The organism is Serratia proteamaculans, assembly GCF_004684015.1.
GTDB classification, from domain to species: domain Bacteria; phylum Pseudomonadota; class Gammaproteobacteria; order Enterobacterales; family Enterobacteriaceae; genus Serratia; species Serratia proteamaculans_F.
Genome location: NZ_SRIA01000016.1, coordinates 340589 through 362979 on the forward strand (window position 1 = coordinate 340589; position 22391 = coordinate 362979).

The window sequence follows — 22391 nt, forward strand, 5'->3', positions numbered from 1 at the left end:
TTTTCCACCTGAGGGTATGACTAAAACGCACTCGCCGAATACCCCGTTCTGCTGCCACATTGTTCACGCATTCAAAACAAAAATCTAACAATAACCCTACACCGCTCCTACCGGAGGACAGGTCAATGCAAAATCTGACATCGCAACAAATTCGTATGGATGACGTCCCTTTAAACCGATTCCATATCAAAATCGCCGGGCTGACGTTTGGTGCCCACTTCACTGACGGTTATGTACTGGGCGTCATTGGTTTCGCTCTGGCACAAATCAAGCCACAAATGGGGATCTCCGCCTTTTGGGAAGGCATGCTCGGTAGCTCAGCGTTGATCGGGCTGTTTATCGGTAGCCTGGCCCTCGGCTGGATCGCCGATCACATCGGACGGCAAAAAATATTCTGCTTCAGCTTTGTGGTGATCACCCTCGCCTCGGCGCTGCAGTTCTTTGCCACTACGCCGGAGCAACTGTTCTTGTTACGGGTCATGGTGGGCATTGGATTGGGCGGAGACTTCTCTGTCGGCCACACCATGCTGGCCGAGTTTTCCCCGCGTAAACATCGAGGCGTACTGCTGGGATCTTTTAGCGTGATTTGGACCTTCGGCTATGTCGCGGCCGGATTTGCCGGTCACTTCTTGACGGCAATGGGGCCGGATGCCTGGCGCTGGCTACTTTCTTCCTCCGCTGTGCCGGCATTCATCATCCTGATCATGCGTATCGGCACGCCGGAATCCCCCCGCTGGCTGCTGGGCAAAGGCCGTCGCGAACAGGCCATGGCGATTGTTCACCGCTATTTCGGCCCGAATGTGATGCTGGTCGGTGAAGCGCCGACCCTCAGCAAACCGCGCTTTATGTCGCTGTTTGGCCCCCTTTATCGTCGCCGCACCGCGTTCAACAGCCTGTTCTTTGTCTGTTTGGTGATCCCGTACTTCGCGATTTATACCTTCTTACCGTCCATTTTGCAGGTGATGGGCCTGGATCAAAACTTCTCTACCGACCTGCTGCTCAATGGTCTGCTGATTGTCGGCGCGCTGCTTGGCATTGTGTTGACGATGTTCTGCTCACGACGGGGTTTCCTGATTGGCGCCTTCGTGTTCCTGGCTGCCTGTCTGGTGCTGCTGAGTATTATTCCCGGTAGCCAATCGGCCTGGCTGATTGCCCTGTTTGCGGCCTTCACACTGGTGATGTCGGCAGTCAGCAATCTGGTCGGCGTTTTCCCGGCGGAAAGCTTCCCGACGGAAGTGCGCTCGATGGGCGTCGGCTTCGCCACCTCAATGAGCCGCCTGGGATCGGCTATCGGCACCGGTCTGTTGCCGCTGGCGATTGTCCACTATGGCATGCCCGCCACCACCGGCATTCTGGCGGTAATTTTAATTATTGGCGCATTGGTCTCCATTGCCTGGGCGCCGGAAACCAAAGGGTTAACCCTGGTTGATGCCAGCCAGGATCCAGCCCAGCGCGCAGAAAATGCTTTGCTGACATCAGCTAAATAACACCATCTTACTGAAAACAGGAGTAATGACGTGGAAATGTATATCGGTGAAGGGTTTGAGGGAAATGGCATAAACGCCTCGCATATCAATATTATGATCGGGCCGCGTAATGGCGTGGTCGGCCAGGCATTCTCTTCCAGCCTGGCGTCCCCCAGCCAGGGGCATTGCCCATTTATGGTGGTGGTAAAGCCTAATGTGCCGACCAAGCCGATGACCCTGTATGTCAACAAGGCTGAAATCAGCGGTGAACTGCATGGCAACGCCACCTGGGGCGCCTCTCAGGCGGCGATCGCCAAAGCGGTGGCCGAAGCCTTGCTGGAAGGTATTTTGCCGCCGGAGGCCGAAGACCAGTGGTGCATCGTAACCGCCAACTGGGTCAACCCGGCCTGCGACAATCTGGACGAGGTGTACCGCAATAACTACCGCGCTTGCCGTCAGGCGATCCATGCCGCAATGAATCGCTTGCCCAACCGCAGCCAGTTGGCCGACGCCCTGCCGCAATTGGCTAACCCCTTCTATACGCCACGTGCCTGAGGAGAACCCCATGGAATACATCAATCTTGGCAATTGCGGGCTGAAAGTCTCCCGTTTGTGTCTCGGTACCATGAACATGGGCAGCAAACAGTGGAAACCCTGGATCTTCGACGAACAGCAAAGTGAACCGCTGATCCGCCATGCACTGGAACAAGGCATCAACTTTATTGACCTGGCGGATTTCTACTCCAGCGGCGCGGGTGAAGAAGTGGTGGGCAATATCGTTGCGCGTTTGGCTCCGCGCGACGAACTGGTGCTGGCCACCAAGGTCGGTTATCCGATAGGGAGTGGCTCCAATAATCAGGGGCATTCGCGCAAACATATTATGGCGAGTATCGACGCCAGCCTGCGCCGCCTGGGGACCGATTATGTCGACATTTACATGCTGCATTACTTTGATGTAAACACGCCGATCGAAGAAACCTGGGCGGCGATGAACGATATCGTCCGCTCCGGCAAAGCCCGATATGTCGGCGTATCGACCATGTACGCCTGGCAGTTGGCCAAAATTCTGTGGATCTGCGAACGCCACGGCTTCGTCAAACCGATCAACATGCAATTGCAGCTCAACTGCGCCTACCGCGAAGAGGAACGGGAGATGATCCCCCTGTGTCGTGACCAGGGATTGGGTGTATCGGTATTCAGCCCGCTGGCGCGCGGTTTATTAAGCTGCGATTTCAACTCGGTGCGCAACCAGACGGATTTCTTCACCCAGGAAATGTATGCCGACGCCACTTCGCGCAATGTCGCTCAATCGGTCAGCCTGGTGGCGTCGCTACGGGGTATCCCGCCGGCGCAGGTTGCCCAGGCCTGGGTGCTCAGCCACCCGGGGGTCGACTGCATGCTGGTCGGGGCCGATACGGTGCAGCAAATAGACAGCGCCGTCAGTGCCTTGTCTACCCCGCTCAGTGAGGATGAGCGCTACGAACTGGAACGCCACTATACCCCCTGCGATGTCATCAATGATTACACCGCCGGCAAGCGTATCGCGCGTGAGAGCCGCCCAGCCAACGGGCTATTTACCCTGGACAATACCGACACAAGGAACATTGCATGACTGACTATTCTTCTTTACTGCGCAACGGTTGGTACTGTGACGGCCAATGGCGCACCAGTACACAGCACTATCAGGTCAGCAATCCTGCCACCGGTGAATCGGTCGCCGAGGTTGCCTCTGTCGGCAGCACCGAGACCAACGCCGCCATTGCTGCGGCTGCGGCGGCCCTGCCGGCATGGCGTGCCTTGCCCGCCAAGGCACGGGCGCAAATTCTGCAGCGCTGGTTTCAACTGATCATGGAAAATCAGGCGGCACTGGCTGAGCTGATGGTGACCGAGCAAGGCAAGGTATTGAGTGAGGCGATGGGTGAAGTTGCCTATGCCGCCAGCTTTATCGAATGGTTTGCCGAAGAAGCCAAACGCGCTTATGGACAGACGATTCCGGCAACCAAAGCCGGTAACCAAATCATCACCTTTAAAGAGCCAGTCGGCGTGATTGCTGCCATCACTCCGTGGAATTTCCCGCTGGCAATGCTGACGCGAAAATTAGGCCCCGCACTGGCGGCCGGTTGCACCGCGGTGATCAAGCCCGCTAACGAAACACCACTTTCCGCCTTTGCGCTGATCGTACTGGCCGAACAGGCCGGGGTTCCGCCAGGCGTGATCAATGCAGTATCCGGTGATACCCCGGCCATCGGTAGCGCACTGATGGCCAGCCCACTGGTGCGCAAACTGTCCTTTACCGGCTCCACGGCAGTTGGAAAGCTGCTGATGCGCCAGGCGGCGGATACGGTGAAAAAACTGTCGCTGGAGTTGGGCGGCAATGCGCCGTTTATCGTGTTTGACGATGCCGATCTGGATGCCGCGGTAGCGGGCGCCATGGCGGCCAAATTCCGTAACAGCGGCCAAACCTGCGTATGCGTCAACCGCTTCTACATTCAGGACGGCATTTACGACCGCTTTGTCCAGCGGCTGACCGATGCCGCGCGGGCATTGAAAGTGGCTCCCGGCATGACGCCAGGCGCGCAGCAAGGCCCGTTAATCCACCTGAAAGCGGTAGAAAAAGTGGAGGCTCATCTGCAGGACGCTTTAAACCTGGGGGCACGTCTGATGTGTGGTGGCGAACGGCATCCGTTGGGAAGCTCGTTCTTTCAGCCAACGGTGTTGGCCGACGCCGACGAACGGATGCAGTTGGCGCATGAGGAAACCTTCGGCCCATTGGCCGCCTGCTTCCGCTTCCACGATGAAGATGAGGCGATCCGCCGCGCCAATGACACGCCCTTTGGACTGGCGGCATATCTGTATACCCGAGATCTGGCGCGTGCATTCCGTGTGACGCGCCAGCTCGAAAGCGGCATGGTTGGCATCAACGAAGGCATCATCTCGACCGAAGTCGCCCCGTTTGGCGGCGTCAAAGAGTCTGGGCTGGGCCGGGAAGGCGCCGCTGTCGGACTTGATGAGTACCTCGAAACCAAATACGTCAACCTCGGGCAGCTTGAGGGCGAATAAATAGCTGTTCGGTCATCAATTGACCCCATTGTGTGCCCGGCTGCTCTTCTGCCAGCGTGAAACCAACGCTTTCATACAGATGCCGGGCCGCATCTAGCCCTTTGAAGGTCCACAAATGGGTTTCATCAAAGCCTTGTTGATCGCAAAAACCGACCGCCCGGTTCAACAGTTGGCGGCCGACGCCGCTGCCACGCACGCTGTCATCGATGATAAAGGTACGCAGGTGGGCGCGATTTTCCCCCAGGGTTTCCCCATCAATTGAAACCGATCCGACAATGCGTTTACCGCTCAATGCAGACCAGGTCTGGTTTAGCGGATGGGACAGTCGCCCGGCGAGATCGGCCAGCGCCGCGCCAACGGCAGCTTCAAAAAAAACACCGAAACCCACAGTACGCGAGTAATACTGCATGTGCATTTCCAGCGTTCTGCCGGTAAATCCGGGCAGATAACCGCTGACAATCTCGATTGACGGCGCAGAAATCGACTCTTCACCCAAACGGTGGGCGCGTAGCGCCGCAGCATAGCTCTGTAACCCTTCGGCAATGCCGACGCTGGCATTAACCGGCAGTTGGTGCAGCGCGTTAATCACCTGATGATCGGCATACCGGTTAATCCCCGCCAGAGTCTGTCGCCCTTTATCCGTTAACCGTAGGATTTTTTCCCGCGCATCGCGTTCACTGGGCAAAGTCACCAGTTCTCCGGCGTTGATCAGCTTGGTCAGCATCCGGCTGACGCTGGATTTTTCCAGATTAAGCACGTTGCAAAGATCGGCGGCGGTATCGACATGTCGATCGCCGATTTCAATCAATGCGTGTACCGCAGACGGCGGCAAGTCTGTGCCGGCCAGGGTATTGCCCATAAAGCCCAGCTCACGCACCAGATGGCGCGAGGCATCCCTGATAGGTTGCAAATACGGATTCGGTTTGGTTATTGGCATACAGGGCGCTCTGATATGGTTGTATATTGCAACTATATCGAATTAATCCAAGAGTTCAAGCGAACTTTGGGGCGTGCCAGCAAAAGACCCGCGATAGCCATCGCGGGTCAATTATCGGTCAATGCCCGTTGGGCTTATTCATTACTCGGCCTCGCGGCTACTTTGGTAATAAACGTAATCGTCTTGGGCCAGACTATTTTTGATTCTGAAGCGCCAAACGATGCCCAGGGCAATAAACCACAGCGGCATACTGCACAGCGCTATCAGCGTATCCCGGTCAAAGACCATCAGCACCAGCGTGAAAGCGAAGAACGCCAACGTCAGCCAGGTCATGATCACCCCGCCCGGCATCTTGAAGCTAGAACGGGCGTGCAGTTCGGGTTGTTGTTTACGATAAACCAGATAGGCCACCAGGATCATGCCCCAACTGTAAACCACCAGTATCGCCGCCACGGTAGAAACAATGGTAAACAGCGTCATCACATTCGGCATCAGGATCAACAGCATGGTGCCCACCACCATACAGAAGCAGGAGAACATCAGGCTGCGGATCGGAATAGCCGTGGTGCGTGACAGTATTTTGAACTGTCCATGCGCGTGTTTCTCCATCGACAGGCCATACAGCATGCGGGTACTGGAATAAACGCCGCTGTTGGCCGAAGACATGGCCGAGGTCAGCGCCACAAAGTTAATCACCGCCGCCGCCGCAGGTAAACCGGCCTGATCGAATAACATCACGAACGGGCTGCTATCCGGCGAAACGTGGCTCCATGAGGTCACGGCGATAATCGCCAGCATTGAGAACACATAGAAAATGATGATCCGCACCGGGATCACGTTGATTGCCTTGGGCAGCACCTTTTGCGGGTTCTTGGTCTCAGCCGACATGGTGCCCAGCAGCTCAATGCCGGTGCAGGAGAAGATGGCAATCTGGAAACCGGCAAAGAAGCCGAATATGCCGTGCGGCATAAAGATATTCGGGTCGGTGATATTACTGACCGAAGCTTTAACCCCGTCCGGCGAGGTCCAGCCAATGAACACCATCCAGCCACCGGTCAGGATCAGCGCGATGATGGCAATCACTTTGATGATGGCGAACCAGAACTCCGCTTCACCGAACATTTTCACCGACAGCATATTGAACAGGCACAGCAGACCCAGTGTCAGCAACGCTGGCAGCCAGGGTGAAACTTCCGGGTACCAGTACTGCACGTAACCGCCGCACACCACTACGTCGGCAATGCAGGTTACCACCCAACTCAACCAGTAAGACCAACCGAGGAAGAAGCTGGCTTTAGGCCCGAGGTAGTCGGAGACGAAATCGGCAAACGAGCGATAGTCGAGTTTGGTCAGCAATAACTCGCCCATCGCCCGCATCACCATAAACATAAAGAAGCCGACAATGACGTAGGTCAAAACAATAGAAGTGCCGGAAAGCGCGATGGTTTTACCCGAGCCCATAAACAACCCGGTGCCAATGGCACCGCCGATGGAAATAAGCTGAATATGACGTTCGCTCAGACCTCGCTGCAATGTTTGGGCGCAGTCGTGCCCCTCGGTTGAAGGGGGATTCAACCGATGTTGCTTACTTTTTGTCATGGTGTTACCTGTCCGTCATTAAGGCGATTAAGCAGCTTTCACCGCTGCAGCAGGAGTGAAACGCCGTTGGCGTTCTACCGGCAAAAAAGAAATTCAGGTCAAACGCTGCCTGCCCTTTTGTTAAAGGGAAGTAAATATCTGTCCTTCTCAGAAAACGACTGTTCGAACTGAGCGCTAGCCCACATTTAGCATGCGAAGCATGAGCATGGAGGATAAAGACCTTGATATCAGTGGGTTGTGATTATTCCCATTCAAGGAAAAAACGCGACCAACCAAGATTTAACATGAATTTAACTCTGGCGTCAGGAAACGGCATTGTCAACACGACACTTAAATAAAATGAAACTTTTTGATCACATTCAAGGTTCTGAAAAATAGATAAAAACGGATTTTATGCATTTTTTATGCATAAAGTATGCGTAGTCAGCAAGCCCCTCCTGAAAAAGTAATTAACTATTCATTTTTGCGTCGAAAACCCCGCTGGAAACCGGCCCGCAGCCCGCTATGGGGGGGCTAACAAGCCGCGTTTTTAATGGTAAATTTGGCGTCGCAAAAGTGTTATGCACTTAGTAATCCACGGTTAAACAAAATAAACACCTCTATATAAAAAAGGTTGGTTATGGAAAAGCTATCCTACGCTTCAGAAAGCAGCACAACGGCCTGGGCCACCTATCTGCAACAAATCGACCGCGTTGCGCCTTACCTGGGTGATCTGTCGCGTTGGGTTGATACCCTGCGTCACCCGAAGCGTGCGCTGATCGTTGATATCCCACTGCAGATGGACGACGGTTCAATCCGCCATTTCGAAGGTTTCCGCGTTCAGCACAACCTGTCGCGCGGCCCGGGTAAAGGCGGTATCCGTTATCACCCAGACGTTGATCTCGATGAAGTCATGGCGCTGTCAGCCTGGATGACCATCAAATGTGCGGCAGTCAACCTGCCTTACGGTGGCGCCAAAGGGGGGATCCGCGTCGATCCTTTCAAACTGTCTGAAGGCGAGCTGGAAAGATTGACCCGCCGCTACACCAGCGAAATCGGTTTTATCATCGGGCCACAGAAAGATATCCCGGCACCGGACGTCGGCACCAACGCCAAAGTGATGGCCTGGATGATGGATACCTACTCCATGAACCAGGGCACTACCATCACCGGCGTGGTTACCGGCAAGCCCATCCACCTGGGCGGTTCCCTGGGTCGTGAGAAAGCCACCGGTCGCGGCGTGTTCGTTACTGGCTGTGAAGTGGCGAAACGTCTGGGCGTGCAAATCGAAGGTGCCAAGGTTGCGGTTCAGGGCTTTGGTAACGTGGGCAGCGAAGCGGCCCGCCTGTTTGTTGGTATCGGTGCGCGTGTGGTAGTGATTCAGGACCACTCCGCTACCCTGTTCAACGCCAACGGCATCGATCTGGCTGCGCTGACCGAATGGCAGGCCAAGAACAAGCAAATCGCCGGCTTCCCTGGTGCCAGCGAAATCGAAAGCGAAGCTTTCTGGTCGGTTGACATGGACATCCTGATCCCGGCCGCGCTGGAAGGTCAGATTACCCGTCAACGTGCAGAAATCCTCAGCGCCAAACTGGTTCTGGAAGGCGCTAACGGCCCAACCTACCCGGATGCGGACGACGTGCTGCGTTCACGCAACATCACCGTGGTACCTGACGTTATCTGTAACGCCGGCGGCGTAACAGTCAGTTACTTCGAATGGGTGCAGGACATGGCCAGCTACTTCTGGAGCGAGAGCGAAATCAACGAGCGTATGGACAAGATCATGACCGACGCCATGATCCACGTTTGGAACAAGTCAGAAGAGAAAAAATGCAGCCTGCGCACAGCGGCCTATATCGTCGCCTGTGAACGTATTCTGACCGCACGTAAAGAGCGTGGCATTTACCCAGGTTAATGCGTTATCTCTCCCGGCTTGCGCTGCAGGCCGGGATTATCTCAAAGTGCTTCCCTTCAACGCAGCAATCGCTTCATCACCTTGCCGGTACTGGTCATCGGTAACCGTTCGACAAACTCAACGATTCGCGGATACTTGAACGCCGCCAGCCGCTCTTTGGTCCAGGCGATCAGTTGTTCTTCACTCACCGGCTCGTCCACATCCTTCAACACCACCACCGCTTTGATCTCTTCGCCGAGTGACGGATGCGGAACACCAATCACCGCCACCAATGACACCGCCGGATGGCGGATCATCAGTTCTTCAACTTCACGCGGGTAGACGTTAAATCCGCCACGGATTATCACATCTTTCGACCGGTCGACGATAAAATAGAAGCCATCGGCATCACGGCGTGCCAGATCACCGGTTCTGAACCAGCCCTTTTCCAGCACCTCGGCCGTGGCTTCAGGGCGGTTAAGGTAGCCCTTCATCACGTTATGGCCACGCACTGCAATCTCGCCAACCTGATCGATGCCTGCTACCGTTTTACCGGTGACATCAACCAGGCGAACTTCTACGCCCCAGATAGGCTGGCCGATGGAGCCGACTTTATTGACCCGGCCCGGATGGTTAAAGGTGGCAACCGGGCTGGTTTCCGATAAACCATAGCCCTCCAGAATATTGACGCCGAAGCGCCGGGCAAAGTCCTCGATGATTTGTACGGGTAAACTGGCACCGCCGGAAACCGCCATGCGCAGATTTTTACGTAACAGGGCAAGATCCGCCGTCTCGTCCAGCGCATTCAGCAATGCCCAGTACATGGTGGGAACACCGGCAAAAAAGGTGATGGCATGCTTTTGCATCAGCGCAATGGCCTGTTTGGCATCAAAACGCGGTACCAGCACCAGCGTCGCCGCCAAAGCAAAACCGGCATTCATCTGTACGGTGGAACCAAAAGTATGAAATAGCGGCAGCGTCACCAAATGACGATCGGGGTGTTCCACCGAGCTGTTGAACAACTGCACCGAACCCAACGCATTCAACACCAGATTGGCATGGGTCAATTCCGCCCCTTTAGCGCGGCCGGTGGTGCCACTGGTGTAAAGGATGACGGCGGTATCGGATTCCAGCGTGACCGCCGTATCAAAATCACTGGATTGAGCACTGATAGCCTGGCGGAAACGATCACCCGACAGCGGCAGGCTGTCGCCGATAATAATAAAATCACGGCAATGTTCTGTGGTCTCGAACGCACGTCGCGCCTCTTCTCCCAGAGTTAATCCATTACCGCCCTCAAAACAGAAGAACAGCACCGACTGAGAATCTTGCAGGTAATACTCAAATTCCCCCGCTTTTAACAAGGTGTTCAACGGCACCACCACGGCACCGGCTTTGAGAATGCCATAATAGATAGCCGGGAACTCCCAACTGTTCGGACAAGCCAGCGCCACCCTTTCTCCGGGCTGCACGCCCCGGGCAATCAGCAAATTAGCGACCTGATTGGCACGTTGATTCAACGTGGCATAGCTAAACTGGATATCTTCCTGCACCAGCGCCAAACGGTCGGGAAATGAGCGCGCACTCTCTTCAAGTAATGTAGCCAAATTTAGCATGTGATTATCTCGTTAGCAGAAACCGGAAGCCTCCGGTGAATCAATGGATGAGATACTGCGCTACCTCGCTGAGGTTGCTCTCCCTGAACAGCCTGCGGCGAAAATGACCACGGCAAAAATGAGTATAGAAGAGGTCACACCAGTGTAAAGGTTCGCGCTCCACGTCCCGATGGGCTATATGTTAGGGATCGTTTCCCTCCCGGAGAGCCTCTGATGAGCAAGAAAAAGATCCTGATGCTGGTTGGCGATTACGCCGAAGACTATGAAACCATGGTGCCGTTTCAGGCATTGCAAATGATTGGCCACCAGGTGGATGCCGTATGCCCCGATAAGGCCATAGGCGACTACATCATGACGGCGATCCATGACTTTGACGGCGCACAAACCTACAGTGAGAAACCGGGTCATCGTTTCACCCTGAACGCCGATTTTTCGGCAGCCAAAGAAGCTGACTACGACGCCTTGTTGATCCCCGGAGGCCGAGCGCCAGAGTATCTGCGACTGAACCCGCAGGTCATCAAGCTGGTGCAAGCCTTTGACGCCGCACGCAAGCCAATTGCTGCCGTTTGCCATGGGCCGCAACTGCTGGCCGCCGCTGGCGTGTTGAAAGGCAGAACCTGTAGCGCCTACCCGGCTTGTGCGCCCGAGGTTCAACTGGCTGGCGGACACTTTGCCGACATTGGCATCGATCAGGCCCATGTTGATGGCAACCTGGTGACCGCCCCGGCCTGGCCGGCACATCCGCAATGGCTGGCGAAATTTGCCGAACTGCTGGCGGAGTAACGCAATAAAAAGGCCCGTAATCAACTGCGGGCCAATATTTTATGTTGACTGTTCGGCGGTTAATTATTCCGCCAACCACCCAGTTTTACTTTAATTGTTCAATCAGAAAGTGAATATCATAGAGCCAACGTTTTGCGCGGGCAGATCGCACCAGCATATAAACATACAAGGGTCGGATCCTTTCCATCTCAAGATCCCAATGCTTATTTCGCCGATTGGCGGAGGAAAACAATAACGCCGATTTAGGCTCCTGGCGAAAATACAGCTCATGATTGTAATTACAGCTGTCTATTTGGAAGGCAACGAAGTAGCCATGCATCAGCGTCTCCGACATCGGCAAAGACAGGTTTAGCTCTTTGTTTATTTCGGTATTGAGAGTTACGTCTATGCCCCTTTTGAGGAGGCCCGGTGCATTATAGCGGTCGACCACTGAAATGACCTGCTGCTGAATATCACTTTCCATTTCAACCTCAAACTGTTTGGCCGCGAGAATGATGCAATAATATTCAGACCTTGCTTCATGTGGCGAGTTCTGCATGGGAAAGTTATTTTCCTTTTCTTTACACTTTCACCACAGAGTGAATATAAAAATACGCAGAATGTTGTCACCATCCTGCGTATTAGCCTTGTTGCTTGCAGTAAATCTTATTGGATCAGGGTGCCATTATTGGCAATAACCCCATCGCCCTGCTTCTCTGCGCTAATACCACCGCCCAGCACCTTATACAGCGTGATCAGGTTTTGGTATTCGGTTTGCTGGGTGGTAATCAACGACTGACGGGCGCTATATAAGGTACGCTGCGCGTCGAGCATCGTCAGATAGGTATCCACCCCGTGGCGATAACGCAGCTCTGCCAGGCGGTAATATTCCTGTGAAGCCGCCACATAGCCGGTTTGCGCCGCTAACTGTTCCTGAATAGTGCCTTTACGCGCCAGGGCATCGGCGGTCTCCTGAAATGCCGTCTGTACCGCTTTCTCGTAGGTGGCAACGTACAGATCTTTCTGCGCCTTGGTGTAATTCAACTGGGCGGTGTTATAGCCGCCGGTGAAGATCGGCAGGCTGATACTCGGTGCAAATGACCAGACACCCGCCCCCTTGCTGAACAGTGATGACAATTCCCCGCTGCCTATGCCACCGCTGGCCGTCAGGCTGATAGACGGGAAAAATGCCGCGCGGGCAGAACCGATATTGGCGTTGGCCGCCTTCAGGTTATGCTCGGCCTCCAGCACGTCCGGGCGGTTCAGCAATACCTGGGATGACAGATTCGCCGGGATATCTTTCATTATGCCGGACAATGCTGCGATATCCGTGGGCAACAGGCTCTCAGGTACACTTTGCCCCACCACCAGATCCAGAGCATTTTTCGCCTGTGCGGCGCTGGTGGTGTAGCTGGCCACGTCCGAGCGAGCCTGCTGATACACCGTGTCTGCAGTAGCGACATCAACCATCGACAGAATGCCGTTTTGTTGGTTTTTGCGCGTCACCGCCAGCGACAATTTGGCGCTTTCCATGGTGCCTTTGGCGGCCGCAAGGTTACTGCGCTCAGCCGCTACGTTAACCCAGTCGGTGACGATATCGGCGATCAACGTCAGGCGGGTGCTTTTGGCCGCCTCCGACTCCGCCAGATAGGTTTCAAAGGTCGAGCGTGACAAACTACGGTTCTTGCCGAACAAATCCAACTCAAATGCACTGGTGCCGGCCGTGGCTTCATAGCTCTGGCTGATCGCGGTGGCGTTACCGTTACCGGTCAGTGCCCGCCCACGGCTGCCGTCCACACCGGCGTTAATGGTCGGGAACAAATCGGAGCGTTGCTCGCCGTAGAGCGCCCGCGCCGATTCAATATTGGCAATAGCTTCGCGCAAGTCGCGGCTGCTGCTCAGCCCCATCTCTACTACCTGCCGCAGTTTGGCGTCGACCACATAGTCACGCCACGCAATGTCCGGATAGCTCAGTGATAATTTACCGGAAGGCGCAGTATAAGCCGCCCCCTGTGGCAGGGTGCTGGGTACCGGTGCCTGCGGGCGCTGATAGTTCGGATCCAGCGAGATACATCCCGCCAGTAACAGCGGGAATGTCAGAATGATTAAACGTTGCAACACATTACTCTCCTGCCTGTGGCGCAGTGCTTTCCAGCGGTTTGGCGACGATGGTTTTGCGTGAAAACATCCGGCGCACCAAAACGTAGAACAACGGAACAAAGAAGATCGCCAGTAACGTCGCCGTGATGGTGCCGCCAATGATCCCGGTACCGATGGCGATGCGGCTGTTGGCGCCGGCACCGCTGGACACGGCCAGTGGTAGCACGCCTGCGGTAAACGCCAGAGAGGTCATCAGAATCGGGCGCAAACGCATGCGGGATGCCTCAACCGCCGCAGCGATCAAGGTTTCACCCCGCTGGTATTTCTCTTCGGCGAATTCGACGATCAAAATGGCGTTTTTGGCCGACAAACCAATGATGGTCAACAGTGCCACCTGGAAGTAAATATCGTTTTCCAGGCCACGCAGCGTGATCGCCAACAACGAGCCAACCACGCCCATCGGCACTACCATCATCACGGCAAACGGAATTGACCAGCTTTCGTACAGGGCCGCGAGGCACAGGAACACCACCACCAGTGAAATGGCATACAAGGATCCAGCCTGTCCGCTGGTCAACCGCTCCTGATAAGACAGACCGCTCCAGGAAAAACTGCTGGCAGAAGAGAACTTCGCAGCCAGCTTTGCCATCTCATCCATTGCGCTGCCGGAACTGGTGCCAGGCGCGCCCTGGCCGGTGATCTCAAACGACGACAGGCCGTTATAGCGCGACAGGTTTTCCGGCCCGTAGATCCAGTGTGACGCGGCAAAGGCCGAGAACGGCGTCATGCTGGTGGTACCGCTGCTGGAAGTGCCACGTACAAACCATTTATCGAGGTCTTCCGGCTTTGAGCGGTACTCGACATCCCCCTGCATATAGACTTTTTTCACCCGGTTGCGGTCGATAAAGTCGTTGACATAGGTGCTGCCGAAGGCGCTGGTGAGCGTGCTGCTGACGTCGCTATTGCTCAGCCCCAACGCCTGCAGTTTGTCATTGTCGATCTCCACCTGCAGCTGCGGGGTATCCGGCAGGGTGTTGGCGCGTACCGCGCTCAGACTCGGGTTTTTCCCCGCGGCTGCCACTATCTGGTCGCGCATCACCTGCAGCTCTGCGCGGGTCGTTGCGCCTTTGGCCTGCAGTTCAAAGGTGAACCCGTCAGACTGACCAAAACCGTCAATCGCCGGCGGGCTCATCGAGAACACCTGTGCGTCACGGATCCTGGCGAAGTGCGCCATCGCACGCTTGGCAATGGCATCGGCGGTATTGGCACTGCCGGAGCGTAAACTCCAGTCTTTCAGGCTGACAAAGGCCATACCGGCGTTTTGCCCACTGCCGCTGAAACCAAAACCGTTAATGGTGAAAATGGTGCTGACGTTGGCCTTCTCATTGTTGAGGAAATAATCTTTTACTTCATCGCTGACCACCGAGGTACGGGCATTGGTGGCACCGGCCGGCAGCGTGTACTGCACCATCACCACCCCCTGATCTTCATTGGGCAGAAAGCCGGTCGGCAACCGCATATACATCACAGCGGCGGCAATCAATAACAAGCCGTACAGCAACAGATAGCGCATTGGGCTGTGGATCACCCTGCCGACCTTATCGGCATATTTCTCCTGCAGGCGGTTATAGCCGCGGTTAAATTTGCCCAGCAGCCCTTTGTTGGTCAGATCATCGTGCGCAGGTTTCAGCAAGGTGGCGCACAGTGCCGGGGCCAGCGTTAACGCCAGGATCACCGACAGCACCATAGAAGCCACGATAGTGACCGAGAACTGGCGGTAGATCACCCCGGTGGAACCGCCGAAAAACGCCATCGGCAGGAAGACCGCCGACAGCACCATGGCAATACCGACCAGTGCGCCGGTGATTTCCTTCATCGATTTTTCGGTTGCCTCACGCGGCGGCAGTTTCTCTTCCCGCATTACGCGCTCGACGTTCTCCACCACCACGATGGCGTCATCCACCAATAGCCCGATTGCCAGCACCATGCCAAACAGCGTCAGGGTGTTGATTGAATAGCCGAAGGCGGCCAGCACGCCGAAGGTGCCCAACAGCACCACCGGCACGGTAATGGTCGGGATCAGCGTGGTACGCAAATTCTGCAGGAAGACAAACATCACGATCACCACCAACACCACCGCCTCGATCAGCGTTTTCACCACTTCTTCGATCGAGATATTAATAAAGTCGGTGCTGTCTTTTGGGTAGGCCACCTTGTAGCCGTTCGGCATCGAAGTTTGGTATTCCGCCACCTTGGCCTTGACCAGTTTGGCGGTATTGAGCGCATTGGCCCCGGCGGCCAGCTTGACGGCAATCCCTGAGGCCGGGTGGCCATTCAAGCGGGCGCTGGAGGAATAATCCTCGTTGCCCAGCTCAACCCGCGCCACATCACCCAGGCGAACCAACGCCCCGCTGCTGTCGCTTTTCAGGATAATGTTGCGGAACTGCTCCGGTGTTTGCAGCCGCGACTGCGCCTTCACCGTGGCGGTCAGTTGCTGATCGACACCGGAAGGCAAATCGCCGACTTTACCGGCAGAAACCTGGGTGTTTTGCGCCTCAATCGCCGTTTCCACATCGGACGGCATCAGCGAATAGGACGCCAGTTTGGTCGGGTTCAGCCAGATACGCATCGCGTATTCTGACCCGAATACCTGCACGTCGCCGACGCCGTCAATGCGCGACAGCGGATCCTGAATGTTGCTCACCAGATAGTCGGAAATGTCCGCCATGCTGGCCTTGTCGGTTTCATCATACAGCCCGACGATCAGCAAGAAGCTGCTCTGGGATTTCTTGACCGTTACCCCTTGCGCGGTCACCTCGGTCGGCAAACGACTTTCCGCCTGCTGCACCTTGTTCTGCACCTGCACCTGAGCAATATCCGGGTCAGTGCCCTGATCAAAGGTCACATTAATGCTCACCGAACCGTCGGAGCTGCTGGTCGCTGAAAAATAAAGCAGCCCGTCCAGGCCGGTCAGTTGCTGCTCAATCACCTGAGTAACGCTGTTTTCCAGGGTTTCCGCATCGGCCCCCGGATAGGTGGCGGAAATGGAGATCTGTGGTGGGGAGACGTCCGGATACTGCGAGATGGGCAGCGAGTTGATCGACATCAGGCCACACAGCATGATGATGATCGCAATCACCCAGGCAAATACCGGACGGCGAATAAAGAACTGCGCCATGGTTATTGGTCCCCGCCGTTAGTCGCAGCCGTATTTGCCTGCTGTTGGACTTCAACTGCCTTGACCTCAACGCCAACGGCCACCTTGCTGGTGCCTTCGACGATCAGTCGGTCGCCGGCATTCAGCCCTTTGCTGACCAGCCAACTACTACCGATAACCTGTCCGGTGGTGAGGGTGCGTTGTTCCACTTTGTTTTGCGCGTTTACTACCAGCGCAGTCGCCTCGCCCTTGGCATTGCGGGTAATGCCCTGTTGCGGTGCCAGAATGCCTTTGGGATCGACCCCGTTGTCCAGGGTGGCATGAACATACATGCCTGGCAGTAATTCGTGCTCAGGGTTAGGGAACACGGCACGCAGGGTGACAGAACCGGTAGATTCATCCACCGACACTTCCGTCAGTTCCAGCTTGCCGGGGTGACTGTAGGGCGTGCCATCTTCGAGTTTGATCGCGACAGGCGTGACATTGTCACGCTGCAATGAAGCCTGCTGCCTGCGCAATTTGAGCAGTTGACTGCTGGACTGAGTGAGATCGACATAGACAGGATCGAGTGCGCGAATGGTTGCCAGTGCATCGGTTTGGCTGGCGGTGACCAGCGCCCCCGGCGTGACCGAAGAAATACCAATACGGCCAGAAATCGGCGCGCGTACCTGGGTATAGGCAAGATTGATTTTGCTGGTCTCCAGCGCTGCCTGATACTGCGCGACGGCGGCAACGGCCTCCAGATAGGTTGCCATCGCATCATCTGCATCCTGTTTGGAGACGCCATTTTCCTTCACCAGAGCGGCGTAGCGCTGCGCCTTAAGGCGGCTGGACTTCACCGTGGCCTGGGCACTTTTCAACTGGGCAGCGGCCTGATCGTAACTGGCCTGGTAGGTCGCGGGATCGATTTGATACAGCACCTGCCCGGCTTTGACCTCCGCACCTTCGGTAAACAGGCGTGCTTTGATAATGCCTTCTACCTGCGGACGGACATCCGAGGTCATGGTGGCATTGACCCGACCCGTCAGGTCACTGCTCAGCGTGACCGGCTGGCTGTGCAATGTTGCCACACCAACCTCCTGTATGTTGCCAGCCCCGCTGGGGGCTTTGCCGGTCTGGCCATCACAGCCAGCCAGCAGCAACAACAGACTGACCAGTAAAACCTTGTTCCTTTGCATCGACTTTCTATCCTATTGAGAACGTTTATTCTCAATATATAGAAAGTGACGTTTTTAGTCTGACAGGGTTACGTAAGGATTCAGTAAAAGTGCATCGCAGAGCATGTGGAAAGCCGGTGCGCACGCATTTCACGCACCGGCTCAGGGTTTATTTCTTGCGCAGAGGCACGTCTTTCAACAGCCAGGTCAAGGCAAAGGCCAGCGCCATCACCCCCGCCGCAATCTGGTAAACCGAGTGGATCGCACCTCCGAAAGCCTGCAAGTAGTCGTTTTGCAATTGCATCGGCAAATGGTGCACGGCATCAGCCCCCAGTGAACGCGGCAGTTCTGCGCCCTCGGGCAGTAAGCTAGCCAGGCGGCTGTGCAGCACATTGGTAAAAATCGCGCCAAACACCGCCACACCGATAGAGCCGCCAATAGAGCGGAACAGCGTGGCACTGGAGGTCGCGACCCCCATATGCTTTGGCTCTACGCTGTTTTGCGCCGCCAGGATCATCACCTGCATCACCATACCCAGCCCCAACCCCAGCAGGCTGATGTAGAGGTACAGCAAATGCACCGGGGTCGAGTTTTTCAACGTCCCCAGCAACACCATACCTGCCAGGGCGCACAGGGTGCCGATAATCGGGAAAATGCGGTATTTGCCGCGCTTGCTGATCAGCCGACCGCTGATAATCGAGCTGAGCATAATCCCGCCCATCAGCGGCAGCAGCTGCATCCCGGCCTGGGTAGGCGTGGAATCCTTCACTACCTGCAGATACAGCGGCAGGAAGGTCACCGATCCAAACAGCGACATCCCGACGATAAAACCGATCAGGGCGCACAAGACAAAGGTGCGGTTACGGAACAGACCGAGCGGAATGATAGGCTCACTCGCCAGTCGTTCTTCGTAGATAAACCCGCCTATCGACACCAGGCCAAAGGCCAGAATGCACCACAGTTGGCCATCCGACCAGGCCATCACCGTACCGCCCTGGCTGGTGAACAGGATGATGCAGGTCAGTGCCGCCGCCAGATAACTGGCCCCGAGAAAATCAATCTCATGTTTTACCCGATTGACCTTCGACTGGAACACCGCGCCAATCACCAGCAGCGCGAAAATCCCCAGCGGCAGATTGATATAGAAAATCCAGCGCCAGGAGAAATGCTGTACCAGCAATCCGCCGATCAGCGGGCCGACTACCGTCGCCAGGCCAAATACCCCGCCAAACAGCCCCTGATAGCGTCCACGGTCGGCCGGTGGGATCACATCGCCAACCACCGCCATGGTCACCACCAACAAACCCCCGCCGCCCAGCCCTTGCAGCGCACGCATCAGGATAAGTTCCGTCATATTCTGCGCCAACCCGCACAGCACCGAACCGAGCAGGAACACCACAATGGCGATCTGCAACACGATCTTGCGACCGAACAGATCGCCAAACTTGCCATACAGCGGCACCACGATGGTGGATGCCAACAGATAGGCGGTCACTACCCACGACAGGTTCTCCAGACCGCCGAATTCACCGACGATGGTTGGTAATGCGGTAGACACAATGGTCTGATCGAGTGCTGCCAGCAGCATAACCAGCAGCAGAGCGGAGAACAGCAAACGGATTGAGGGCGCCTGTTCAGACGCCCTGCCGCTATCTTCGTTGCCTGCTACGTTATCAATACCCATTTAGCCGAGCCTGCTTGTAATTAATTAATCGAGTAATTAATATATGGGTTATTCTTTTCCCCGGTCAATGGATCTCACCGCGATGACAGCACAAAACGTTCAAAAACCACGCCGCCCCGGTCGCCCCAGCGGCAGCGCTAATGGCGTAGAAAAGCGCGAACACCTGCTCAACACGGCGCTGAATATGTTTGCCCGTCAGGGCATTGCCGAAACCTCACTGAACGCCATCGCCCGTGAGGCCGGCGTGACCCCAGCCATGCTGCACTACTACTTTCATAACCGTGAACAGTTACTGGATGTGTTGATCGACGAGCGTTTTCTGCCGGTGAGGCTCGCTGCCAGCAGCGTTTTTGACGCCAATGCCGACGATCCGGTGGCCGCATTTACCCAATTGGCGCAGCGATTTATTGATATTTCCAGCGAGCATCCGTGGTTTCCCCCGCTGTGGCTGCGTGAGGTGATGAGTGATAACGGTGTACTGAAGCAGCGCATGAACGAGCGTTTTGGCGATACCCAGCGCAAAGGTGCGCTGCAATCGATCATCCGTTGGCAGGCGGAAGGGAAATTGAATGCCGGACTGGAACCCTCTTTGCTGTTTATCACCCTGTTTGGCATGACGCTGCTGCCGTTGGCCACCGCACCCAAATGGCACCGTGATGACAGTAATCCTCTGAGCGCCGATGTTATCGCCCGTCACGCCATTACGCTGCTGACCCACGGCCTGGGGCCACAAGTGTGATTGCAGGGCCAGAACCAGCCCTGCGTGGTTACCTGACTTAGACCGCCGGCAGTTGATTGGTCACACAGTGAATGCCCCCGCCGCCTGCGGCAATGGCGTCGATATTCAACTGCACGACTTCACGATCCGGATAAAGCTCGGTTAATAATCGCAACACTTCGCCATCCGCTTCCGGGTCGCCAAATTCGGGGGCGATGACCGCGCCGTTGATCACAAAGTAATTGATATAACCCGCGGCAAAATCCGGATTTCCCTTGCTGAAACGGCTACGGCGCGGATCCATCGGCGGCGACATGGTGTGTACCTGCAACTTGCGGCCATCGGCATCGGTCGCCTGTTTGAGGATCGCCAAATGCGCCTGGGTCACTTTATGGTCGTAAGAGTCGGGATCGGTGTCCAAATTGGCCACCACGACTCCCGGACTGGCAAAACGGGCGTAAAAATCAACGTGGGCGTCGGTGATATCTTTCCCTTTAATCCCCGGCAACCAGATAATTTTGCGCAGCCCGAGCATCTCTTTCAACTCTTGCTCCACACGATCACGGCTCCAGCCTGGGTTACGGTTCTTGTTGACCCAACTGCTCTCGGTCATGATCCCGGTGCCGTGGCCATCCACTTCGATGCCGCCGCCTTCCCCCACCAGTCCGCTACGCCATATGTTGGCCACACCGTAATGACTGGCTTCAAACGCCGCCAAACGCGCATCGTATTTGTGCTGCTGTTTGTTGCCCCAGCCGTTAAAGTTAAAGTCCACCGCCCCCAATTTGCCCGCCTGATTGACGACAAAATTGGCGCCAATGTCACGCATCCAAATATCATCCAGCTCGGTGACAATAAAGGTCACATTGTGGCTACCGCATTTCTCTTCCGCCAGCCGACGTTCACTCTCACGGCAAAATACGGTTAACGGTTGATACTGAGCGATAGCACGCGCGATGCGCCCCAAAGCATCCTGCACACCCGCGGTATAATCAGCCCAAATGGCCCGCTGCGCCCCGAAGGCGATAAAAGCGCGTTGCTGCTCTTCGCCTTCATCAGGCATGCGCCAGCCTTTCCCCCGCACCGCTGGTGCGGCATGGGTCGGTAATGTCAGCCCCATGGATGCCGTCAGGCTCATGCCGGCAATCAGGGATGCCTGCTTAATAAATTCACGACGCGTTGACATGGTTTGCTCCTGTATTGCCGTCATTGAAATAAGATATTCTGTTCAGTGAAAGACGGCGTGATGTCGATGTAATACATGTTAAAGCTTCCAGTACTGCCATAACAAAGGATACATTTAGCAGACACCTGATTAGATAGGCTTATCGATAATGCTAAAACACTGGCCCCCGATGAACGCGTTACGTGGTTTTGAAGCCGCTGCCCGCCTGGGCAGTTTCCACCAGGCCGCCGACGAGCTGCACCTCACCCAGTCGGCAATCAGCCAGCAAATACGCAGCCTGGAAGCCTATCTGGAACAACCGCTATTTTTCCGCAGTGGTCGCAGCGTCAGCCTGACCGACGCCGGACACGATCTCTACAGCACCGCCCAGGTGATGCTGCAACAACTGGCGGTCGGCATCCGCCGTCTGGATCAATACCGCAAACCCAACCAACTGATCGTCAATACCACTCCGGCGTTTGCCCGCCACTGGCTGGTGCCGAACCTGAAGAGCTTTCATCGGCAGCACCCGGCTATCGACCTTTGGCTGTTCACCACCTTTGAGCCGCCGGAGATGGCGACGGAAACCGTCGATCTGGCGATCCGTGACGATCTCAGCGCGCAAGCCGAATGCAGCCTCCAGGTATTACATCAGGACAGACTCTATCCGGCTTGCCATCCTGACCTTCTGAAACTGGCAGCTGAGCAACGTACCACCCTGCACGGTGAACGCGAGATGGACTGGAGCCATTGGGCCGTTCAGGGCGGCGTCAATGTGGGTCAAAGCAGCCACGGACTGAATTTCTCAGACCCTGGCCTGTTACTGGACGCCGCCTGCGATGGCCTGGGTATCGCGCTGGTCAGCCAATTGCTGGCACAGCAGGCACAGGCAAAAGGCGTGTTGCAACCGCTGACGGAACAAAGCGTGCGCGGCCCCAACTGGGCCTGGCTGGTTCATCGCGACAGTGAACATAGCCCGCATACCCGGCAGTTTTGTGAGTGGTTGCTAACACAATTACCGTCCACCGTTTAATGTTCCAGCTCACGGATCCATGCTGCGGATAAAGCATGGCGGATTGAGCGGTGCTACCTTCAAT

At 55.8% G+C, this 22391-nt stretch carries 17 protein-coding genes; 8 read left to right on the forward strand and 9 right to left on the reverse strand.

Going from position 1 to position 22391, the window contains the following annotated elements; translation table 11 throughout:
* Window positions 1-125: 125 nt before the first annotated feature.
* The 4 genes from E5C26_RS12580 to E5C26_RS12595 are packed head-to-tail and all read left to right on the forward strand — an operon-like array spanning window position 126 to window position 4526.
* Window positions 126-1487, forward strand: coding sequence for an MFS transporter (locus E5C26_RS12580; protein ID WP_135316609.1), 1362 nt, complete (start codon window positions 126-128; stop codon window positions 1485-1487).
* A 30-nt stretch (window positions 1488-1517) separates the two neighbouring features.
* Complete coding sequence (fae, locus tag E5C26_RS12585; protein WP_135316610.1) at window positions 1518-2021, forward strand: formaldehyde-activating enzyme; 504 nt, start codon at window positions 1518-1520, stop codon at window positions 2019-2021.
* A gap of 10 nt (window positions 2022-2031) precedes the next feature.
* Entirely contained in the window at window positions 2032-3078 is a 1047-nt protein-coding gene (locus E5C26_RS12590) for an aldo/keto reductase (RefSeq protein ID WP_135316611.1), read from the forward strand.
* Window positions 3075-4526 (forward strand): NAD-dependent succinate-semialdehyde dehydrogenase, encoded by a 1452-nt coding sequence (locus E5C26_RS12595; RefSeq protein ID WP_135316612.1) that lies wholly within the window; start codon window positions 3075-3077, stop codon window positions 4524-4526. The genes E5C26_RS12590 and E5C26_RS12595 overlap by 4 nt, the downstream gene beginning before the upstream one ends.
* Here the strand turns inward: E5C26_RS12595 and E5C26_RS12600 are convergent.
* Both E5C26_RS12600 and E5C26_RS12605 read right to left on the reverse strand, forming a co-directional pair.
* On the reverse strand, window positions 4498-5463 hold the full coding sequence (locus tag E5C26_RS12600; protein WP_135316613.1) for a bifunctional helix-turn-helix transcriptional regulator/GNAT family N-acetyltransferase: 966 nt from the start codon (window positions 5461-5463) through the stop codon (window positions 4498-4500). The genes E5C26_RS12595 and E5C26_RS12600 overlap by 29 nt on opposite strands.
* 141 nt (window positions 5464-5604) lie before the next feature.
* Window positions 5605-7062, reverse strand: a complete 1458-nt coding sequence (locus tag E5C26_RS12605; protein ID WP_135316614.1) for an amino acid permease — start codon at window positions 7060-7062, stop codon at window positions 5605-5607.
* Between the two features lie 619 nt (window positions 7063-7681).
* On the opposite strand from E5C26_RS12605, the gene E5C26_RS12610 reads away from it, so the two are divergent.
* Window positions 7682-8956 (forward strand): Glu/Leu/Phe/Val family dehydrogenase, encoded by a 1275-nt coding sequence (locus E5C26_RS12610; protein WP_135316615.1) that lies wholly within the window; start codon window positions 7682-7684, stop codon window positions 8954-8956.
* A 56-nt stretch (window positions 8957-9012) separates the two neighbouring features.
* Here the strand turns inward: E5C26_RS12610 and E5C26_RS12615 are convergent, their stop codons facing one another.
* Entirely contained in the window at window positions 9013-10551 is a 1539-nt protein-coding gene (locus tag E5C26_RS12615) for a long-chain-fatty-acid--CoA ligase (protein WP_135316616.1), read from the reverse strand.
* A 213-nt stretch (window positions 10552-10764) separates the two neighbouring features.
* Here E5C26_RS12615 and E5C26_RS12620 point away from each other — a divergent pair, with 213 nt between their 5' ends.
* The gene (locus tag E5C26_RS12620; RefSeq protein ID WP_017892877.1) at window positions 10765-11334 is read left to right on the forward strand and encodes a DJ-1/PfpI family protein; all 570 of its coding nucleotides are present in this window, start codon (window positions 10765-10767) and stop codon (window positions 11332-11334) included.
* An 85-nt stretch (window positions 11335-11419) separates the two neighbouring features.
* Here the strand turns inward: E5C26_RS12620 and E5C26_RS12625 are convergent, their stop codons facing one another.
* The 5 genes from E5C26_RS12625 to E5C26_RS12645 all read right to left on the reverse strand — a co-directional run bounded on the left by E5C26_RS12625 (window position 11420) and on the right by E5C26_RS12645 (window position 19411).
* Window positions 11420-11797: a DUF1493 family protein gene (locus tag E5C26_RS12625; protein WP_135316674.1), complete on the reverse strand. Its 378-nt coding sequence runs from the start codon at window positions 11795-11797 to the stop codon at window positions 11420-11422.
* 182 nt (window positions 11798-11979) lie between these two features.
* On the reverse strand, window positions 11980-13434 hold the full coding sequence (locus E5C26_RS12630; protein ID WP_135316617.1) for an efflux transporter outer membrane subunit: 1455 nt from the start codon (window positions 13432-13434) through the stop codon (window positions 11980-11982).
* A 1-nt stretch (window position 13435) separates the two neighbouring features.
* Window positions 13436-16591, reverse strand: coding sequence for an efflux RND transporter permease subunit (locus E5C26_RS12635; RefSeq protein WP_135316618.1), 3156 nt, complete (start codon window positions 16589-16591; stop codon window positions 13436-13438).
* A 2-nt stretch (window positions 16592-16593) separates the two neighbouring features.
* Window positions 16594-17748: an efflux RND transporter periplasmic adaptor subunit gene (locus tag E5C26_RS12640; RefSeq protein ID WP_135316619.1), complete on the reverse strand. Its 1155-nt coding sequence runs from the start codon at window positions 17746-17748 to the stop codon at window positions 16594-16596.
* A gap of 148 nt (window positions 17749-17896) precedes the next feature.
* The gene (locus tag E5C26_RS12645; RefSeq protein ID WP_135316620.1) at window positions 17897-19411 is read right to left on the reverse strand and encodes an MDR family MFS transporter; all 1515 of its coding nucleotides are present in this window, start codon (window positions 19409-19411) and stop codon (window positions 17897-17899) included.
* Window positions 19412-19454: 43 nt separating this feature from the next.
* Here E5C26_RS12645 and E5C26_RS12650 point away from each other — a divergent pair, with 43 nt between their 5' ends.
* Window positions 19455-20150, forward strand: coding sequence for a TetR/AcrR family transcriptional regulator (locus E5C26_RS12650; RefSeq protein ID WP_135316621.1), 696 nt, complete (start codon window positions 19455-19457; stop codon window positions 20148-20150).
* 37 nt (window positions 20151-20187) lie between these two features.
* On the opposite strand, the gene E5C26_RS12655 is transcribed toward E5C26_RS12650, so the two are convergent.
* Entirely contained in the window at window positions 20188-21315 is a 1128-nt protein-coding gene (locus E5C26_RS12655) for an agmatine deiminase family protein (protein WP_135316622.1), read from the reverse strand.
* Window positions 21316-21463: 148 nt separating this feature from the next.
* Here E5C26_RS12655 and E5C26_RS12660 point away from each other — a divergent pair, with 148 nt between their 5' ends.
* Window positions 21464-22327 carry a LysR family transcriptional regulator gene (locus tag E5C26_RS12660; RefSeq protein WP_135316623.1) on the forward strand — a complete coding sequence of 288 codons (864 nt, stop codon included), beginning with the start codon at window positions 21464-21466 and terminating at the stop codon, window positions 22325-22327.
* Window positions 22328-22391: the final 64 nt, after the last annotated feature.

What these genes read in the sequence shown, in the direction of transcription:
- E5C26_RS12580 (WP_135316609.1), top strand. Translation starts at nt 126, where the DNA reads ATGCAAAATCTGACATCGCAACAAATTCGTATGGATGACGTCCCTTTA.
- E5C26_RS12590 (WP_135316611.1), top strand. Translation starts at nt 2,032, where the DNA reads ATGGAATACATCAATCTTGGCAATTGCGGGCTGAAAGTCTCCCGTTTG.
- E5C26_RS12595 (WP_135316612.1), top strand. Translation starts at nt 3,075, where the DNA reads ATGACTGACTATTCTTCTTTACTGCGCAACGGTTGGTACTGTGACGGC.
- E5C26_RS12600 (WP_135316613.1), bottom strand. Translation starts at nt 5,463, where the DNA reads ATGCCAATAACCAAACCGAATCCGTATTTGCAACCTATCAGGGATGCC.
- E5C26_RS12605 (WP_135316614.1), bottom strand. Translation starts at nt 7,062, where the DNA reads ATGACAAAAAGTAAGCAACATCGGTTGAATCCCCCTTCAACCGAGGGG.
- E5C26_RS12610 (WP_135316615.1), top strand. Translation starts at nt 7,682, where the DNA reads ATGGAAAAGCTATCCTACGCTTCAGAAAGCAGCACAACGGCCTGGGCC.
- E5C26_RS12615 (WP_135316616.1), bottom strand. Translation starts at nt 10,551, where the DNA reads ATGCTAAATTTGGCTACATTACTTGAAGAGAGTGCGCGCTCATTTCCC.
- E5C26_RS12620 (WP_017892877.1), top strand. Translation starts at nt 10,765, where the DNA reads ATGAGCAAGAAAAAGATCCTGATGCTGGTTGGCGATTACGCCGAAGAC.
- E5C26_RS12625 (WP_135316674.1), bottom strand. Translation starts at nt 11,797, where the DNA reads ATGGAAAGTGATATTCAGCAGCAGGTCATTTCAGTGGTCGACCGCTAT.
- E5C26_RS12635 (WP_135316618.1), bottom strand. Translation starts at nt 16,591, where the DNA reads ATGGCGCAGTTCTTTATTCGCCGTCCGGTATTTGCCTGGGTGATTGCG.
- E5C26_RS12640 (WP_135316619.1), bottom strand. Translation starts at nt 17,748, where the DNA reads ATGCAAAGGAACAAGGTTTTACTGGTCAGTCTGTTGTTGCTGCTGGCT.
- E5C26_RS12645 (WP_135316620.1), bottom strand. Translation starts at nt 19,411, where the DNA reads ATGGGTATTGATAACGTAGCAGGCAACGAAGATAGCGGCAGGGCGTCT.
- E5C26_RS12650 (WP_135316621.1), top strand. Translation starts at nt 19,455, where the DNA reads ATGGGTTATTCTTTTCCCCGGTCAATGGATCTCACCGCGATGACAGCA.
- E5C26_RS12655 (WP_135316622.1), bottom strand. Translation starts at nt 21,315, where the DNA reads ATGTCAACGCGTCGTGAATTTATTAAGCAGGCATCCCTGATTGCCGGC.
- E5C26_RS12660 (WP_135316623.1), top strand. Translation starts at nt 21,464, where the DNA reads ATGCTAAAACACTGGCCCCCGATGAACGCGTTACGTGGTTTTGAAGCC.